13 protein-coding genes are annotated in these 19,598 nt (G+C 41.2%); 8 read left to right on the forward strand and 5 right to left on the reverse strand.

From position 1 onward, the window contains the following. Window positions 1-125: 125 nt before the first annotated feature. From L6494_RS04745 to L6494_RS04760, 4 genes are all read left to right on the forward strand, one after another. The gene (locus L6494_RS04745) at window positions 126-2,114 is read left to right on the forward strand and encodes a S8 family serine peptidase (protein WP_237991686.1); all 1,989 of its coding nucleotides are present in this window, start codon (window positions 126-128) and stop codon (window positions 2,112-2,114) included. A 682-nt stretch (window positions 2,115-2,796) separates the two neighbouring features. After that, a complete protein-coding gene (locus L6494_RS04750; protein WP_237988886.1) occupies window positions 2,797-4,002 on the forward strand; it encodes an RNA-guided endonuclease InsQ/TnpB family protein in 1,206 nt (401 codons plus the stop codon). 166 nt (window positions 4,003-4,168) lie between these two features. Further along, complete coding sequence (locus L6494_RS04755) at window positions 4,169-4,324, forward strand: DUF2256 domain-containing protein (protein WP_237991687.1); 156 nt, start codon at window positions 4,169-4,171, stop codon at window positions 4,322-4,324. Between the two features lie 128 nt (window positions 4,325-4,452). Next, on the forward strand, window positions 4,453-5,409 hold the full coding sequence (locus L6494_RS04760) for an isoaspartyl peptidase/L-asparaginase (protein WP_237991688.1): 957 nt from the start codon (window positions 4,453-4,455) through the stop codon (window positions 5,407-5,409). 375 nt (window positions 5,410-5,784) lie between these two features. Here the strand turns inward: L6494_RS04760 and glmU are convergent, their stop codons facing one another. The 3 genes from glmU to L6494_RS04775 form a co-directional block, all read right to left on the reverse strand. Then, window positions 5,785-7,137, reverse strand: a complete 1,353-nt coding sequence (gene glmU / locus L6494_RS04765) for a bifunctional UDP-N-acetylglucosamine diphosphorylase/glucosamine-1-phosphate N-acetyltransferase GlmU (RefSeq protein ID WP_237991689.1) — start codon at window positions 7,135-7,137, stop codon at window positions 5,785-5,787. A 265-nt stretch (window positions 7,138-7,402) separates the two neighbouring features. Beyond that, window positions 7,403-8,626: a response regulator gene (locus tag L6494_RS04770; protein ID WP_237991690.1), complete on the reverse strand. Its 1,224-nt coding sequence runs from the start codon at window positions 8,624-8,626 to the stop codon at window positions 7,403-7,405. A gap of 536 nt (window positions 8,627-9,162) precedes the next feature. Then, the gene (locus L6494_RS04775) at window positions 9,163-10,065 is read right to left on the reverse strand and encodes a tRNA (5-methylaminomethyl-2-thiouridine)(34)-methyltransferase MnmD (protein ID WP_237995810.1); all 903 of its coding nucleotides are present in this window, start codon (window positions 10,063-10,065) and stop codon (window positions 9,163-9,165) included. A gap of 106 nt (window positions 10,066-10,171) precedes the next feature. On the opposite strand from L6494_RS04775, the gene L6494_RS04780 reads away from it, so the two are divergent. After that, a complete protein-coding gene (locus L6494_RS04780) occupies window positions 10,172-10,990 on the forward strand; it encodes a sulfurtransferase (RefSeq protein ID WP_237991691.1) in 819 nt (272 codons plus the stop codon). Window positions 10,991-11,136: 146 nt separating this feature from the next. Here the strand turns inward: L6494_RS04780 and L6494_RS04785 are convergent, their stop codons facing one another. Then, entirely contained in the window at window positions 11,137-12,519 is a 1,383-nt protein-coding gene (locus tag L6494_RS04785) for a hypothetical protein (protein WP_237991692.1), read from the reverse strand. Window positions 12,520-13,094: 575 nt separating this feature from the next. Here L6494_RS04785 and L6494_RS04790 point away from each other — a divergent pair. After that, on the forward strand, window positions 13,095-14,564 hold the full coding sequence (locus L6494_RS04790; protein ID WP_237991693.1) for a FecR family protein: 1,470 nt from the start codon (window positions 13,095-13,097) through the stop codon (window positions 14,562-14,564). A gap of 123 nt (window positions 14,565-14,687) precedes the next feature. Here L6494_RS04790 and L6494_RS04795 read toward each other — a convergent pair whose 3' ends face one another. After that, window positions 14,688-16,448, reverse strand: a complete 1,761-nt coding sequence (locus L6494_RS04795) for a hypothetical protein (RefSeq protein ID WP_237991694.1) — start codon at window positions 16,446-16,448, stop codon at window positions 14,688-14,690. Window positions 16,449-17,260: 812 nt separating this feature from the next. Between L6494_RS04795 and L6494_RS04800 the strand changes: the two genes are divergently transcribed. Next, window positions 17,261-18,487: a succinate--CoA ligase subunit beta gene (locus L6494_RS04800; protein ID WP_237991695.1), complete on the forward strand. Its 1,227-nt coding sequence runs from the start codon at window positions 17,261-17,263 to the stop codon at window positions 18,485-18,487. Between the two features lie 228 nt (window positions 18,488-18,715). Further along, the gene (locus L6494_RS04805) at window positions 18,716-19,597 is read left to right on the forward strand and encodes a succinate--CoA ligase subunit alpha (protein WP_237991696.1); all 882 of its coding nucleotides are present in this window, start codon (window positions 18,716-18,718) and stop codon (window positions 19,595-19,597) included. Window position 19,598: the final 1 nt, after the last annotated feature.

Here is a 19,598-nt window from a genome sequence, read left to right on the forward strand (position 1 = left end):
GGGCAGGCTTGTATTTAGTGGCTAATACTAAATTCTTTCTCAGCTGCGGCTTGTGGGTGACTCATTCCAGATATGCACACGCCAGCCAGAGGCTGAGATTTAACTTGAGACCAGGAGATTAAATTATGGTTCAGGTTCGCTATGGTGGCCAGAACGGTGAACAGTATGAACTTGTGATTAGTGACGATCACATTGTAGTTCGTACCCAAAGCCGTAATGTGCTTGTAGGCGATCGCCCTTTTGAAGTGGCATCTGTATCACCAGAAGCCCGTAATATCCTCAATCAATTTGAGTTGACAACGCGATTCCGTCAAGCAGGTGTAGAAATTCTGCACGTGAAAGTACCACATGAAGATGGTGCTTTATGTAACCAAGCTAAGGAAATTTTAAATCAAGAAGCAGAAATCCAATTTGCTGGACGGGTATTGGTTGATCCTCAATCGATGCAGCCAGTGGTCTACACCGAAAACTTATTCGTGAAGTTCGATGACGAAGCGGAAGTTAGTACCTGTGAGGAAGTTTTGGGGCGTTATGGTTTAACCATCAAACGTCAACTTGATTATGCCCGTAATGCCTATTTTATCAGTGCGCCTGCAAATACTGGTTTAGCTGTCTTTGACCTGGCTGAAAGACTACTCCATGAAGAGTCAGTAGAACTGTGCCATCCTGAGTTAGTCCGGGAATTGCGCCAACGCCAAGTTTTCCCCCAGCAATGGCATCTCAAGGAAACCACAATTGATGGTAAAACTATCAATGCTCATGTAAACGTTGAAGCAGCTTGGAAGTTAAGCGAAGGTGCAGGCACAATTATTGCCATTATTGATGATGGTGTGGATATGGAACATGAAGAGTTCCGTTCTTCTGATAAAATTGTCGCCCCACGGGATGTAACACGGAAAAATAATAATCCCCGACCAGGAAACTCAGACCATCATGGTACAGCCTGCGCCGGGGTAGCCTGTGGTAATGGTAACTTTGGAGCATCCGGTGTAGCACCAAAAGCCAAACTCATGCCGATTCGGTTTGCTTCTGGGTTGGGTTCACAAGACGAAGCCGACGCTTTTGTTTGGGCGGCGCAAAATGGTGCAGATATAATTTCTTGTAGCTGGGGGCCACCAGACGGGATTTGGTGGAAAGACGATGACCCAGGCCATCAGCAAAAATTTCCCTTACCTGACTCTGCACGTTTGGCGATGGAATACGCCTTTAATAAAGGGCGCAATGGTAAGGGCTGTGTGATTTTATTTGCCGCAGGTAATGGGAATGAGAGTGTCGATAATGACGGTTACGCCAGCTATCCTAAAGTGATTGCTGTCGCCGCTTGTAACGACTTCGGCAAAAGAAGTGCCTACAGCGACTTTGGGAATGCTGTCTGGTGTGCTTTCCCTAGCAATAACGGCTATAGTTCTCAAACCCCTGGCATTTGGACAAGCGATCGCACTGGTTTAGCTGGGTACAATTCTGGTAATATTACACTTGGAGACGCAGCAGGCAACTATACTAATAGTTTCGGCGGCACTTCTAGCGCGTGTCCTGGGGTGGCTGGTCTCGCCGCTTTGATTATTGCCCGTAACCCTGATTTACGTTGGGATGAGGTCAAAGACATCATTAAACGTTCCTGCGATCGCATTGATGAAGCTGGCGGCAATTATGATGCTAATGGACGTAGCCCCCTCTATGGATACGGTCGCGTCAATGCCCTCAAAGCCGTAGAACTGGCGTTACCACCACAAAATGAACGCGTTGGTATTTTCAAAGCCGTGCAGGATGTCCCCATTAACGATTTGCAGACATCTAAATTGAGTTTAGCGATCGCTAACACCAACACTATTAAATCTATCAAAGTTGAGGTAGACATCGAACATACCTACATTGGCGATTTAATGGTAAATCTCAACCCCCCCACGGAATTAGGCTTATTACCGATAGTTCTCCATAGTCGTCAAGGCGGATCTACAGACAACATCAAAAAAACCTATGATGAAGTCAACACCCCTGAATTAGCTACCCTCAAAGGTAAAATTCCCCAAGGCAATTGGACTTTGGAAGTAACAGATAAAGCCGAAGCAGATACAGGCAAAATTCGCAGTTTGACTATTGAAATTGGCTTTTAAGCACAGGTCTAATCCCAGATTTCTCGGTTAAGTGACACTTTAACCCCTTAATTCTTAACTTTTGTGGCTCTAATCTGCCGTGCCAGATTAGAGCCATCATTTATATTACCCGGATTTCTCACAAGCTTTGCGATCGCTATTACCAAACCTTTATCAGGCTTAAATTTTGAGCGTTTTAGACACTGCACGAATCACAGCAGTATGTGAACGGGGTATTTTATCTCAAGTCTAAGTGGCATAAGCGTTTTGGGCTAACCGTTTAAACCTTTGTGAGAAATCCGGGATTAGACATCTCCAAAAAAGAATGTAGAGATGTTCCACCGAACGTCTCTACAAGGTTTCTCTCATGATTAGTTGAAAATTTATAAAGGGTAGGTTGAAAACCCCTGAGAAATAGCAACGTAGTTGCGTCCAAAGTGCTTTAGACAGGGGATGAAAACCACGCTTATTGGCTTTAGCCCTCAGTGACCTTTGGCTTTTTGGGTTCTGGCAAAGAATCTATCCATTCTTCAACAAGGCTAGACATAGTTCTATCTTGCTCGACGGATATTAACAAAAGCTTATGATACCTGCGTTCCGACAAACGAAATCCTAATCTTTTAGTTTTCATAAATGTTCAACATTGTTTGTACATTTATGATACTATACAAGAAATTCAGTACATCAAGGAGGTGATTAAGTAGTGCTGGTATTAGAGTACAAAATAAAAAGCACAAAGTTACAGTATCAAGCCATAGATGAAGCTATTAGAACCACGCAGTTCATTAGGAATAAAGCTATTCGTTACTGGATGGATGCACCAAGAGAAGCGAACATCAATAAAGTCGCTCTTAATAACTACTCAACAGCACTACGGAAAGAGTTTAAATTTGTAGAACAACTCAATTCAATGGCTTGCCAATCTGCAACCGAAAGAGCTTGGTCGGCTATTGACAGGTTTTACAGTAATTGCAAATCAAAGACTCCAGGCAAGAAAGGATATCCACGCTTTCAAAAAGATAACCGTTCAGTTGAGTATAAAACTTCGGGATGGTCACTACACCCCACCAGACGACGCATTACTTTCACTGATAAAAAAGGTATTGGTGAGGTCAAATTACTTGGTAAATGGGATATTCACACTTACCCAGTTAAGTCAATTAAACGGGTAAGGCTAGTCAAGAAAGCTGATGGTTACTATTGCCAATTTGCAATTAAAACTGAACCATTAAGTGAGTCAAGAATTGCTGATGGTGAAGTGGGCTTAGATGTTGGTTTAGAGTATTTCTACTCTGATTCCAATGGGTATCATGAACCTAATCCTAGATTTCTAAGGAAAGCCGAAAAAGCAATTAAGCACTCTCAACGTCAAATATATAAAAAGGAGAAAGGTAAAAACCAACGACGGAAAGCTAGACAGAGATATGCTCGGAAGCACTTAAAAGTAAGTAGACAACGGAGTGAACACGCAAAGAGAATTGCGCGTAACGTATGCAAGGCTAACGCCTTAGTGGTCTACGAAGATTTAAGAGTAAAGAACATGGTAAAAAATCATTGTCTTGCTAAATCAATTAATGATGTTAGCTGGGGATTTTTTCGTCGCTGGTTAGAATATTTTGCAGGTAAGTTTAACAGTAAAGCTGTTGCTGTCAATCCTAGAATGACATCTCAAAAATGTAGTGATTGTGGCGCAATTGTTAAAAAAGCTCTTTCAACTCGTACCCATAAATGTAGTTGTGGATGTGAGATGCAAAGAGATGTTAACGCTGCTAAAAATATTCTGAATCTTGCAAAAGCTACGGCCGGGCAGACCGAAAGTAACGCTACTGGACTAGTAACCTCTACTTTACTTGGGGAAACCCTGGTTGAGCAAGTGACTAGGGTGAAAGTAGAATCCCCGTGTCTTTAGACCGGGGAGTGTCAAATACTATATTTTCTGAGCTAACTGCCCAAAAAAACAACCCATAGGAGGATGTAAACGGCATCGGATCACCAAATGTATCTTCCTTTAGTGACAGGGTATAATTGTCTTCCATCTCTCTCCAGAATCGAACTCAACTTTGCAAGGTATTGATATGGGGCGTAATCGTTCTAAGTCTGACTTACCTACAAAAATTTGTCCCGTGTGTCAACGTCCTTTCACTTGGCGAAAAAAGTGGGAAGATTGCTGGGATGAGGTGAAATATTGCTCAGAACGTTGCCGTCGTCGTCGTTCTGAGGGAAAAACATAAGAGGACTGGGGACTGGGGACTGGGGACTGGGGACTGGGAAAAAATTTCTTTAATACCCAATGCTTTATACCCAATATCTAATACTTCAAAACAACCGCAACTTAAACTTAAATAGCGCAGGGGCATAAATGAAATCACAGGTGCAACCTAAATTAATTATTCACGGAGGAGCAGGTAGTTCTCTCCACGGCAAAGGGGGATTAGAGGCAGTTAGGCGATCGCTCCATGCCATAGTAGAGGAAGTATATGCTCTGTTATTGTCAGGAGCAGATGCTTCTGTAGCAGTAGTGCGGGGTTGTCAACTGTTAGAAGATGAGCCGCGCTTTAATGCTGGTACTGGTTCGGTACTGCAATCTGATGGTCAAATCAGGATGAGTGCTTCTTTGATGGATAGCGCATCAGGCCATTTTAGTGGTGTAATTAATGTTTCGCGGGTGAAAAATCCCATTGAGTTGGCACAATTTTTACAAAGTTCCCCAGACCGCGTACTTTCAGATTATGGTGCGGCGGAATTAGCGAGAGAATTACAAATTCCCAGTTATAACGCTCTGACAGAGTTACGGTTGCAAGAATGGATACAGGAGCGTCAAGACAACTTTAAAAGCCCGATGGCTGGGGTGGTTGCAGAACCGGAAATTTTAGAACCCAGTAACGCTGGACGCGGTACGATTGGCGTAGTGGTCTTAGATGCCTACGGGAAGCTCGCAACTGGTACTTCCACAGGTGGTAAAGGCTTTGAACGCATTGGCCGGGTAAGTGATTCTGCTATGCCCGCAGGTAATTATGCTACTAATCATGCTGCCGTTAGTTGTACTGGTATTGGTGAAGACATTATTGATGAATGTTTAGCCCCCAAAATTGTCATTCGCGTCACCGATGGAATGTCTTTAAAAGAAGCAATGCAAAAGTCTTTTGCGGAAGCACACGAGAACAAGAGAGATTTTGGCGCGATCGCATTAGATGCAAATGGTGCGATCGCTTGGGGTAAAACCAGTCAAGTCATCCTCGCCGCCTTCCATGACGGTGAAAAAGTTGGCGACACCTTAGAACTCCCTGAAAGAACTGAGGTGGGCTGCATAATTTAGTGGGGAGTGCTGAGTGCTGAGTGCTGAGTGGGGAGTGCTGAGTGGGGAGTGGGGAGTGGAATTTTCCTTTCCTACTACTACTGTATCAAGTTAGTTTTGACAGTTCGTAGTAAGGACTTTAGTCCTTAGAAAAATCAGGACTAAAGTCCTTACTACAAACTCGCTTATCCATCAATTTAAACTTGACGCACTACTACACTCCGTGTTCAGAGTTTCGAGTCAAACATTGGTTATAACTATCAACTTTCATTAACTACTCAGCACTCTTTGTACTCAATACCCAACACCCAGCACTCATCACTCTTCTTACTCAGCACTCAGCACTCTTTTTACTCAGCACCCAGCACTCAGCACTCATCACTCAGCACTCATCACTCAGCACTCTTCACTCTTCTTACGCCAACCACGTTTAATTACCTGACGACTACGAGCAATTACTAAGCTATCATCAGGCACATCTTCAGTAATTGTAGAACCCGCAGCTACGTAGACATCATTACCCAAGGTGACAGGAGCTACTAAAACGCTATTAGAACCGGTCTTAGTGCGATCGCCTATAATGGTGCGATGTTTTTTCACGCCGTCATAGTTGGCGGTGATTGTCCCTGCGCCTATATTGACTTGATTACCTGCTGTTGTATCACCTAAATAAGATAAATGGGCTACGTTGGTGCGATCGCCTATCTGGGTATTTTTCAATTCGACAAAATTACCGATACGGCAATTAGTACCCACTTGAGCATGACCCCGTAAATGGGCATAGGGGCCAATTTTCGTTCCTGGTTCGATCACACTATCTGTTACTACAGAATACTGCACGGTGACGTTTTCACCCAAATGGCTATTTTCAATTAAACTACCTGGGCCGATACGACTCCCGGATTGAATAACCGTATTTCCTCGTAGATGAGTTTGCGGTTCAATAATTATATCAGGCTGTAATTCTACGGTGTCATCGATAGTAATACTATTGGGATCTATTAACGTCACACCAGCTAGCATCCATTTTTCCTTGACTCGCCGTTGTAAGATTTCGGAGGCTGTAGCTAATTGTAGGCGATCGTTAATACCCAAAATTTCCTGCTCATCTTCTACATCTACTGCCATTACCTGACCAACTTGGGTGACAGCATCTGTGAGATAGTATTCTTTCTGGGCATTATTCGCCTGCAAATGCGGTAAAACCTCTGCTAAATTCTGCCAACGAAAACAATAAATGCCGGCGTTAATCCGTTGATTTTGCCTTTGTAGGGAAGTACAGTCTTTATCTTCAACAATTTGTTCTACAAAGTTGTTATGACAAAAAACACGCCCATAGCCTTTAGGGTTGGCTAGGTTGGCTGTGAGGATAGTAGCAGCGTTTTGATTGGCTTGGTGAGTTTGTAATAACTTTTCTAGGGTTTCAGTGCGTAACAGTGGCACATCCCCGTTCAATATCAGTAAATCCCCGCTATAGCCTTCTAGATGCGGTAATAATTGCTGGATGGCGTGACCTGTTCCTAACTGTACAGTCTGTTCCACAAATTCCAATCCAGGTAACTGCATAGCTGCTTTGACTTCCTGTGCCTGATACCCTACAATCACCATCTGACGTGACGGTGCAAGAGGTTCTGCACTAGCCAAAACTCTTTCAACCATTGTCCGCCCACCCAAAGAATGTAAAACCTTGGGTAAACTAGACTTCATTCTAGTGCCGCGTCCTGCTGCTAATATTGCTACAACTACCATAATTAGCTATTATCTACAATTAAATTTCGCTGTTGTACTTGGTACTGTGAGATTCAGGCTCAAATCATATCAGCTAATCAATGCAGTAAGTATGGGGAGCATTAACAATTCAAAATTCAAAATTCAAAATTCAAAATTAAAGACAGTTGGAGTTAGGGATTTAAACCCCAACTCAACTGATACTACGTGTAGATGTAGGGGTCTTAAACCCTTGAATTTACGATAAATTAGGACTGTTGAATGTTGACTTTTTTCTGTCTAATGACTATTGCCGAGAGAGAACGAATTCGGCAAACTGCTGCATGAGTTTTGGGTTGCGCCAACCAGACTCAGTTTCATCTAGCATGATACATAGTGCTTCTTCTGGTGTAAAAGCTTTTTTGTAAGGACGTTCGCTTGTTAAAGCATCATAAATATCAATTACTTGAAATACCTGGGCAATGTAGGGAATTTCATTTTCCTTGAGTCCATCGGGATAACCTGAACCATCCCAGCGTTCATGGTGATGGCGAATAATGGGAATTACACCTTGCATACTACGTAGGGGTTGACAGATTTTTTCCCCAATTAAGACGTGTTGCTTCATAATTACCCAATCTTCAGGGGTGAGTTTGCCTTGTTTGAGCAAAACTGCATCGGGAATTCCTACTTTGCCGATATCGTGAAGATAACCGCCCCAACCTAAATCTCGAATTTGGTAGCGTGAGAGATTTAGGTATTCTCCAAAGGCTTGACCTAACCTTACTAGCCGTTCACAATGGTCGCCAGTATTAGGGTCGCGACTTTCAACCGCCCTAGCTATAGAAAATAATGCTTGTTCTGCGTGGTCTAAATCTTCATTTAACCGCTTCTGATGGACTAGAGATTTAACACGGGCTACTAGTTCTACTCGGTCAAAGGGTTTGCTTAAAAAGTCATCTGCGCCTACTTCAATGCCCTGGATGCGCGATCGCCTATCATTTAATGCTGTAATAAAAATTACGGGAATTAGTCTAGTATCTTCGTCTTGTTTAAGTAATTGACACACTTCAAACCCATCCATCCCCGGCATCATCACATCTAGCAAAATCAGATCCGGTTGCTGTTCTTGGACAAGTTCTACTGCTGTATAACCACTATCTGCCTCAATGACTGTGTACCCTTCCAGGGATAAAAGTGCAACCGCAGTCATTCTACTAGCCGTATGATCATCAACTACTAAGACTTTTGGGGGTTCGGAATCGAAGCTTTTGACTGGGGACGTTGTGGTTTGTATGGTTTTTGAAATTAGGCACTCATAACCCGAATTTCGATTGGGTTTCAGCCAAGAAGTTGCTTTTTGGCTTTCTGTAATCATAAAATCTTCTTTAGATAAATCCAAGGAATAATCTTCTACGTCTTGCAATCCTGGTCCGTGATCTGAACTAATATTGTTTACTTGGCTGAGGGGTTTATACCCATTCACATTTTGTTCAGTAGAGCCTGTGTACTCACCACTCCTTTTAATCACAGAAGCACCCCAATCTTAATAAAAAATTAAACAGCGTCCCAACTTCAAAAAGACCTGAGTATTTAACTTTATACAACTGTCAATCTCTTCTTTTACCCGCATCGTATCAGAATACTTATTTGAGCAAGACCCATCCATTCATTTTGTATGAGAAAAGTGAGAATTGACTTAATCTATTTTCCCTGCTTCTGATTCCAGTATGATGAATTTGTGCCAATGTTAAATCAGGTGTTTTACTGAGATTTTTAATCATGGTTACAGCAGAAAAAATAATGATTGTTGACTCTATGTCAAAGTTATGCAGGTTGAGTTTTAAGTTTCTGTTTTGGGCGGATAAAGTTCAGTATTTTCATCCATAAATTTAGGTACTATGATCATCTGCTTTCAATATACAAGATTTATTGTATATTACAATACAGACAACAGATAAAAATACTACATTTATGTCTAAAATAGCAATAAATCGTAAAACCTGTTAAAAATTTTACAGTATACCTGTAATTCAGCACTAAATTATTTTTGAGATGGTAGTAAAGCTAAGAGTGATCACTGAGTAACCGCCGTTTGCGCCAACGAGAAGTAGGTTCTAGTAAACTAGTCTGTTGTTCTTGTTGTCGTCTTTGCAATATGACAGACGCAGGATCATTTAATTGCGGATCGCGGTAGGGAATAGCAGCACGAGTGAGGAGATGTTCTTTCTCTGCCGGGGAAAGGGGGGGAAGTGCTGAATTTGACTCTGATTCAACACTTTGAGGATGGGCTGCAACTGTGCCAGGCGATCGCCTGCCTACTGGTTCTGTTGAACCTATTTGTAATCCAGCTAACAATAAAGCTTTACGTACACACGCAGCACAGGAATAAGTAGCGAGTATACCAGCCCCGTGTAAACACAGAGCTATTTGTTGCATAAATTCCACAGTCCATAGTTGAGGACACTGAGGCGGTGAAAATGGGTCTAAAAAAATAGCATCTGCTAGAAAACCCAACTGATTAACTTTCCTAATTGATTCTCTAGCATCACCAATTAATAATGTTGCTTGGAGGCGATTTGTTTGCACCTGTTGCTCAAAAGCCAACTTGGTCAAAATGGTAGTGTATTCATAGTTCCAGTTATCTAATAAATGATGAGCAATTGCCGCTTGTGGTACAGATGGATTTAGTTCTAAACCAATCAATTCAACATAGCAATTGGGATTCACTGCCCAAATAGTCTGCAATGCTGCTGCGGTATTGTATCCTAGACCGTAACAAATATCTAATAAACGCAAAACTGGTTTTTGAGCAATTTTACTTAGTTGAGTTGCACTGGCAAATTTCCGAAAACTTTCCTGCTTCGCCCCAAAATTACTGTGAAAAGCTTCACCAAACTCTTGGGAGAAGAAAGTTAAAGAACCATCTGCTGTTAGCTGAGGGGTAAAATTATTCTCTAAGTCTGACATGGGTACAGGTGACAGGGGACAGGTGACAGGGGACAGGGGACAGGCGAGGTAGGGGAACAATCCAATGTCGATTGACAAATGACTAATAACTAATGACTAATGACTAATGACTAACATTCAATTTGTTGTTTCATCGGACTGGTTACTCGAACACTTGCATGATCCGCAGGTTGTGATTGTAGATTGTCGCTTTTCTTTAGCTGACCCGCAACTAGGACAAAAACAATACGAAGCAAGTCATATAGAGGGGTCTTACTACCTAGATTTGAATCTGGATCTTTCTAGTCCGGTGAGTGAACATGGTGGAAGACATCCTTTACCACAACCTAATGACCTAGCTGAGAAATTAGCCGCAATTGGGGTAGAGTTTCAAAAAACTTTAGTTGTCGCTTACGATGACTCTCGCCTGGCTTTTGCATCTCGTCTTTGGTGGTTGTTACGCTATTTGGGTCATGAACAAGTAGCTGTTTTGGATGGAGGTTTTAGCCAATGGGAAAAAGCTGGCTATCCCGTCACAGATGTCATTCCCCAACCGCAAACAGCTAAGTTTATCCCCCAAGTTCAAACAGAATTGGTGATAGATATTGAAGCTGTAAAAAATCGTAAAGATTTACCGATGGTTGTTTTGGTAGATTCGAGAGAAGGCGATCGCTATCGTGGTGAACGAGAACCAACTGATAAAATCGCTGGTCATATTCCTGGTGCGGTCAATTACCCTTGGATGGAAGTAACAGATACTTCCGGCTATTTAATTCCGCCAACAGCACATCAACAACGCTGGGAACAAGTAGAACCATCTGAAGAAATTTTAGTTTATTGCGGTTCTGGTGTTACAGCCTGTGTAAATTTGCTGTCTTTGGAGTTAGCTGGGATTCATACAGGTAAACTTTATGCTGGTAGTTGGAGTGATTGGATTAGCTATTAGTCACCTATCACCTGTCACCTATCACCTGTCACCTATCACCTGTCACCTATCACCTATCATCTGTCACCTATCACCTGTCACCTATCACCTATCACCTATCACCTATCATCTGTCACCTATCACCTGTCACCTATCACCTGTCACCTCTAAAACTCACCTAGCACCCAGTTGTAATTGACACTAAAAAACCAGCTATCAAAATCAATGTTCCTGGCGGTGGAATCACCAAAGCTAAAACCAGTCTGAACATTCATTCTATTGGACTTAGATAAACGATAAGTGAGGTGTGCAAATAAACGATGAGATTGGTCATTGCGATCGCGTTCTGTAAAGTCTGATAAATTTAATTGGTAATTTAACCCTACATCCAGAGGCTTTTGTAGCTGGTAGTTCAACGATAACCACAAAGAATTCACTATACGACTACGGCTATCAGGGTCAGCTAAGTTCCAACTCAATTCATAAACACTGTCTAGCATTAATCGTTTACTCAGTGGATCTCTTCTACCCAAAGATAGCCTGAAAGATTGTTCATTTAAGAAGCGATCGCCAGATTTAAATATATCGCTACTGTTCGCATAAAATAATTGCTGATTGCTCCAACTGATTTCACCAAACATTCGTCGTGATAGCTGTTGGTAAATACCCAAATTAAATCTTATTTGGTTATAATTAAATTTTGATTGGTCTACATAACGAATTAAATTACCATCAATTGAGCCATTTAAATAAGTCTTAGTTCCCAAAGGGAAATATGCAGAAGCTAGTCTGATTCCAGAAAATAATAACCCATCTTCTACAGGCATATTTTCAGATGAGAAAATGTTACTTGTATGAAAATAACCAATACGTGCTTGTAGAGAACCTATAGGTTTAAACTTAGGTACAGGAATTTCTGTCTGTGGAGGTTGTGGTTGTTCTAGGGGTGGATTGGGTAAAGGTCTTCGACGCACCCTTAGTCCCAATTCCTGATAAGTCTCAGACTCTGAATTTAATTGTTTTCTTTCTCTTAATCGCCGCCTGAGTCTTTCCAATCTTTCTAATCGTTCATTGTCATTTTTTGGCGGTGATTCCAACAATTGTTCTATAGGCTTTGGAGCAGTTTGGGGGAAATTATTAGGCTGAGTTTCTAGCTGTGGTGGTTCATTCCTCTGTTGAATAACACCAGTATCTGAACTTGGTATAAAATTCGCTTCAGTTCCGGCATTTTCTGTTTGTGTAGGAATTGCTTGAGCAATTGAAAGTTTTGCTTTAACCAGATTTAAATCCACCTGTTCTTTAGAGGATATGTCAAACAATACGAATTTTGGCAATTGAGAATAATCTGTGTTTAAATCAAGTTCTTGACACATTGCCATATTATTCTCTGCATTTAGCAAAAATTCTTGTGTTTTGCCTAACTCATCTTGACAGGTTGATGTCTTTGTTTTTTTACCGGATGCTGCATCTACCTTGATGGTATAACTACTTGCACCAGTAATAACTAATAAAACCGTGAGAAAAAAACTTTTCCAGCCCTGAAATTGCATTTTATATGGATGGATTTAATTACTTTTACCGCACTCAGTCCTGAGTCCTGAGTCCTGAGTCCTGAGTATATTCTTCTTACCAAGAATATTAGCTTACTAAGCTGTTGGACATTTAACTTGCATAAATAGGTCGGACAAGATGCCACCCCACAAGAGTTAGGAGCATTCATCATATGCAAACTAGAGATGCTTTAGCTGATTAATCTGATGTCTTAGTTGGGTTTTGTATTTAATAAATGCGGTCAACGGCAGCAATGATACATATTTTTTATGTGTAAATTCATAAATAGTATTTTATAACACTAACTATAGGATTAATATTTAATTTTTGACATCTATACAGATTGTGTGTACTTAATTGTATTGGATTTATATATATATCACATAGACTACTTATATACTTAAGTACAGAATTAGTTTATGTTATCTATTTTGTATAGGAAATTTAGGTAAACTTAACATTAAACTAAATCAAAATATTTAATAAAAGTTATAAAATTGACAAGCTGATATGTTTAAATTTCAGAAGCAATTTTAAACTAGTTTAATAACAGTGCGATTTTTACTAATTTGATATGATGCGTTTTAAACTGTTTCCGTTGTGGGCAATTGGCTTGTGGGGTGTAGCAATAGTAATAAGTTTATCAAATCCGGTAAACGCTAATACCCCTCTGACTCGTGCTGAAGTTCAGAGCCTCCGTAATTTTGTACAATTGATTCAAAGAAGCAACAGAAGTAAACGTCCGGCACGGGCTAAAGACGCTATTATTCCTGGAGATGGACTATCTACTGGTAGAGCTTCTTTAGCCGATTTGCGTTTCAATGATGGTTCTTTAGCAAGAGTTGGGGAACAAGCAGTATTTCAATTTTTGCCTAGAACTCGGAATTTTAGACTGTCAAACGGAACTGTATTACTGCTGATTCCACCAGGAAGGGGACAAACACGCATCCAGACCCCAAGTGCAGCAGCAGCAATTCGGGGTTCGGCGTTATTTGTGCGCTATGACCAACAAACAGATACTACAGTTATAGGTGCGCTGACCAATAGTGGGATTACAGTTTCTAACAAAGACGCTTCTCAAGATCAAGAACTGAAAGCAGGACAACTTTTAGTAGTCGTCAAAGGTAGATTTCAGGGTCTATACGATTTTGATTTGCAAAATTTTTATCAAACCAGTGACTTAGTTCAGGGATTAGATTTAACTAAACAAAATCTTACCTCTTCTTCAGACCCTGCGATCGCTAGTGTGAAAGCAGAAATTGCCACAGCTTTAGCAGGACAAGCACCGTTAAGTGGTCAAGGAATAATTGACAACCCATCTTTTTTAAATTTAACTACTAGATCAGATGGTGAAAACACAGCTACAGTAAATTTAATTGGAGATTCAAATGCTTCTCCAGTAGATACTTTTGTAGACACAGGAGAAATATTATTTAATAATGCTCAAGAATCGGCAAATAGTGAAGAAAAAATCCCAACTATAGACAATAGTTCTAATTCTATTGACACAAATACCAACCCTCCAACTTCAATCACAAATCAACAGCCTACACCAGAACTAGAACGTACACCAGAAACTGAACCGATACTAGAACCTACACCAGAACTAGAACCTACACCAGAAATAGCACCTACACCAGAAATAGCACCTACACCAGAAATAGCACCTACACCAGAAATAGCACCTACACCAGAAATAGCACCTACACCAGAACTAGAACCTACACCAGAAATAGCACCTACACCAGAACTAGAACCTACACCAGAAATAGCACCTACACCAGAAATAGCACCTACACCAGAACCAGAACCAGAACTAGAACCAGAACCAGAAATAGCACCTACACCAGAACTAGAACCTACACCAGAAATAGCACCTACACCAGAAATAGCACCTACACCAGAACTAGCACCAGAACCAGAACTAGCACCAGAACCAGAAATAGCACCTACACCAGAACCAGAACCAGAAATAGCACCAGAACCAGAAATAGCACCTACACCAGAAATAGCACCAGAACCAGAGTTTATACAAGGAATATAGATAAATAACTAACAATCCCTAATTTTCTGCACATTAAAATTGCGAAAATTGATAAATATGGGGATATGAGATAATACGGTTCAGGACAGAAAATACTGATTTAGAGGCGGTATTTCTGATTGATTAATTTTGTGGTGTACGTATGTAAATTGCCTGATTTCCCGTATTGTAAATAAACAAAGGCAGATTGGCGTTTTCACTAATTACTGTTAAAGCTTCCTGTAAGCTTTCCCAGTGATTGGTAACATCAACAATCGTACTGGTATTGTTAGTAGTGGCTTCGGATATACCACTTTGCAGCATTTGTTCGTACTCAGGGGTAATTTTGACATTAATTCCCTTCTCATCTACTGTAAAGTTACAAATTCTAATTCCACTAGAACAGGTTTTATTTAAATCTGCACGGGTTTGCTGCCAAGCATTATTTAGTTGTAGTTTCTCTTGTGCTTGCTTGAGAGAGGCTGAATATGGTGCTATGGCACTCTGAGCTTGATTGTAGTACAAGCTATCATTAGAGACTTGTTTAGCCACCTGTAAAGCCTGTTCCCAATATATGACGGCTGCTTGCCATTGTTGTTGTTGTTCGTAAGCTTGGGCTTGTTTGGCAATACTTATAAGTTGTTGGTAGCTTTTAGCTCCTAGTTCTTCTATGGTGACGCGATCGCGCGCTCTGGCTAATTTAGGTTTATATTCTAGTAAAAGCTGTTGTGCCTCTTGGTATCCCGGACTAGTTTGGGGAATCACATTCAAAGCATTCACTACGATTTGCCAAGTGGACTGCACCTTTTGCCAATCTTGTAAACTTTTAGCATTGGTTTCACGCCTTGCAGCTACACCCGCCACAGCTTTAGCATCCACCAGTTTCTTCAGCCATTTTTCTTCAGCCAGTATTTGCTGATTGACAGTTTTTAAATTGGCTCGATACCTCAGTAATCTTGGTGAAATGAGACGGTAAAGCTCACTATTGGGGTTAACTAATTCTAACGGTGCGATCGCCTGCCGCCATAAGTTTTGCCTAGCTTTTAATTCTTCTGGGCTATTGGCAGGTGTTTTCATCTTTTGTTCTGCCACAGTAGCAACTTCTAAAGCTTTTAGCACCGGATTAATTTTTTTTGCCTGTGCAGACAAACTGGATTTGAGTTCTTCAGCTTGCTGATAATGAGGCGACCACCAGGGGATAACGGTTAAGGCGACACTAGCTGTTTCTAGCTGCTGTGTAATTGTAGCTAATTCATTATCTGACTTAGCGCGGCTTATTAGCTGTCTAGACTGAGTTTTGAGTTCTTCAGCCGCTTGAAGCTCTCTACATTCAGACATCACACAAGGACGAGTCATTACATAAGCACCCACACCCCCAACAAGGACAATTCCTATCAAAGCCATACCCAAGAAAATAGGTGGAATTGGCCTGCGGTGTGGAGTTGTTAACAAATCTGGTGTACCCGCTAAAGGGTCAAACACTTCCTCTTCAGTTTCATCTTCAGTGTGACTTAGTGGAGGAGAATAAGCCAGAGGAAATGCCTCCGATATTGCTTCCTCAACTATTTCATTTTCCTGATTGGCTGGGGTTTCTACCTGCTCATAACCCTTCATCATCAAGGAACGTTTAGCATAGGGAAGTTTTTCACCTAACATTCTCAAGAAGCATTGAATTTGTTGCTCCCGATAAGGTGCTAGCGACTGAATAACTTCCTCAATCACGGAAAAAATTTGTTCTGTGTCAACGTTTATACCGAATGGATGTTGAGCCAGAATCATCAATTCGTCTTTGTTGACAGCACACTTAATCTGGAAAACTTCCCCAGAGGGGATTTCTGCTAGGAATTGTTCCTGCAAGGTTCTGGCTAAGATTTGCAAATCTTCCTGCTGGACTGCTACTGCCATAGAGCTTTCCTGCTGGTTATCTATATTATATTTTTTATCTTTGAGAGACCGAAATAAAGGTTGTTCGTTGATTGAATGCAGATGCACAGTTTAACCAACCATAATCATAAAATCCAATAGACCAACTTTTTAACACACAATTTGGAGTTGTCACCAAAAATTCAACTGCTATATGGAGTCAACAGCTAATAGTCACGAGTCAATGGTCAAAAACTTTAATTTTTGACCATTGACTGTTGATAAGACTAATCTATGGCAGTGGCGTAAGTCCTGACTAAATATACTGACTTGGACTGAAAAACGCTAAATATTCCAGATTTCTCTGATCAGTTGGGGATCTCAGGCTTTCAATTCTCACAAAATCAAATGCGATCGCTATAGACAATCAACCCTAAATTTTATAATCTCAGTTTTAGTAGAAATTACAGATCGAAATTGGGAATAATAAAACTTTTGATTGTTATCATTGACTAACCTTTACTTATTAACCAGTATAAAAATCAATCAAATCAGTATTCTGGTTGCTAACTGATTAATTCTCAATCGTGATATAAAAAAGTTTGAAGTAAAAGTTGGTTTTATTCTATATTAGTAAATTCACCGATATTATCCATTACGACAGTTGAACACAATACTAAGGAGTTAGGACTAGAAATTAAATGTGCTGTAATGACTGAATTCGATACAATTGATACGTGAAAAATAAGTTTTTATAGTTGCTCAAGGCTTGATTATCTAATTGGGGTGCAGTCAAAAACTAAAAAACAGCACCAAAATAATTCTCTGAAAGTATAAATATCAGGTGCGTAACAATGGATTTATTGGAATATCAAGTTAAAGAATGGTTTGGGGAAATAGGCATTCCGGTCTTACCTTCCCAACGCATAGACCATCCTACAGATTTAAAACGCCTGAAAATTCGCTATCCGATTGTGCTGAAATCTCAAGTACACGCTGGAGACAGGGCAAAAGCAGGAGGAGTGAGGATTGTAGAAACAACCATTGATGCTGTTGCGGCTGCCCAAAATATCTTTAATTTGCCCATTTGGGGGGAATTACCAGAAGTTGTACTAGCAGAATCTAAGTATGATGCTAGTCAGGAGTTTTATTTAGCCGTAGTTTTAGATACAGCGATTTGCCGCCCAATCCTTTTAGGTTGCCAAGAACCGGATGTTGACTGGGAATTAGCAGGCGAAAAAATGCAGCACGTCGTTGTAGAACAGGAATTTTCGCCTTTTTATGCCCGTAGGCTGGCTTTAAAAATGGGTTTACAAGGCGCACTGATGCAGTCGGTAAGTACCGTTTTAGAGAAAATGTATCAGCTGTTTATACAAAAAGACCTAGATTTAGTAGAAATCAATCCCTTGGCCATTAATAATTCTGGGGAGGTGATGGCACTCAATGGTAAAGTCAGAGTGAATGAACGGGCAATTGGGCGGCATCCAGAAATTGCGGCAATGGCAGCCAAAATTGCCAATTATCATGGCACAAATCAGATTAACGCCCGGTTTGGTGAGTGGGATAGTTTAGCGATGCACGGCAGAATAGGTATTTTAGGCAATGGTACAGGTTCAATGATGGCAACCTGTGATTTAGTTGCTAGTGCTGGTGGAAAACCAGGGATGTGTTTAAATCTCCGACACGCTTCGATTATAGATACATCACCGACCACATTTGGCGATCGCTTAGTTAAAGGTTTAAATATCCTAGCTGCTGATAAAAGTATTCAGGTCATACTCATTAATCTTCTCGGTAGTATTCCCCAACCAAAAGCAGCAGCTACAGCAATTGTTGATTTTGTATTAGGAAACAAAGGTGAACTGCCATCATCGGTGGTACGCTCTAATGGCAATAAAAGAGAGCATTTGTCACCAAACTTAGTTATTCGTTTAGCTGGTTCAGAGTTAAACGCGGCTAAAGACGTTTTAGCACCGTTAGAAGCTCATGATGATGGACTGATAGTAGTGGAAAATTTAGATGAAGCTGTAGCCGCAGCAGTTAGTCTAGTTAAATCACCCGCCTATAAGAAAGCTTCCTAGGTATTAGAGGGGACAGGGGACAGGGGACAGGTGACAGGGGACAGGGGACAGGGGACAGGTGACAGGGGACAGGTGACAGGGGACAGGTGACAGGTTCGATAATTTCCCCAATCCCCAATTCCCAATCCCCAATTCCCAATTCTCAATCCCCAATCCCCAATACCCAATACCCAATTCTCAATCCCCAATCCCCAATACCCAATCCCCAATCCCCAATTCCCATCTTTTATGAACTTAACGCCAGACAGCAAAGTTATTATCCAAGGCTTCTATGAATTTATCTCAGCAACCCATATTGCTCAAATGAAAGCTTATGGTACAAACTTAGTTGCTGGTGTCGATCCTGGATGTGGTGGACAGGAAATTTACGATCTACCTGTATTTGATTTGGTAGAGGAGGTAGTAGATAAATTTGGCGCAATTGACACAACGATTATTTGCGTACACCCTTACCAAGTTCTAGATGCAGCCTTAGAAGCGATCGCTTCTGGGATCAGTCAGATTATCATTATCTCGGCGGGTGTGCCGCCTTTGGATATGGTGCAATTACTCCGCAAAGCTGAAGCCGGGGAAACTCTAGTAGTCGGCCCCAACAGTCCGGGAATTATTGTGCCAGGAAAAATTCTTTTAGGCACACAACCGAGTGAATTTTATACCCCAGGATCGGTAGGAATTGTGAGTCGCAGCAGCACTCTGACCTATGAAGTTGCTTGGGAACTGACAAAAGCAGGCTTGGGGCAATCGATTAGTGTCAGTATTGGTAGTGATGCCATTGTCGGTTCTTCCTTTTTGCAATGGCTGCAAATTTTAGATGAGGATGACAGTACCGAGGCGATCGTTTTAGTCGGTCAACCAGGCGGGGGTAGTGAAGAAGCCGCAGCTAGGTACATCACTGAAGCCATCGATAAACCAGTTGTGGCTTACATCGCAGGTAGACAAGCACCACCGGGGAAAACTTGGCGACAAACTGGTACTTTAGTTACTGTTGTGGGTCGTCCGCCTAACTTTGGTACTGCACAATGCAAAATCGCCGCTTTTGAAGCCGCAGAAGTTCCGGTGGCGGAACGTCCTTCTTTAATTCCCGAATTGTTGAAAAAGGCAATGCTGTAAT

Origin of the sequence: Nostoc sp. UHCC 0870 (assembly GCF_022063185.1) — a bacterium.
Taxonomy (GTDB): Bacteria; Cyanobacteriota; Cyanobacteriia; order Cyanobacteriales; family Nostocaceae; genus Trichormus.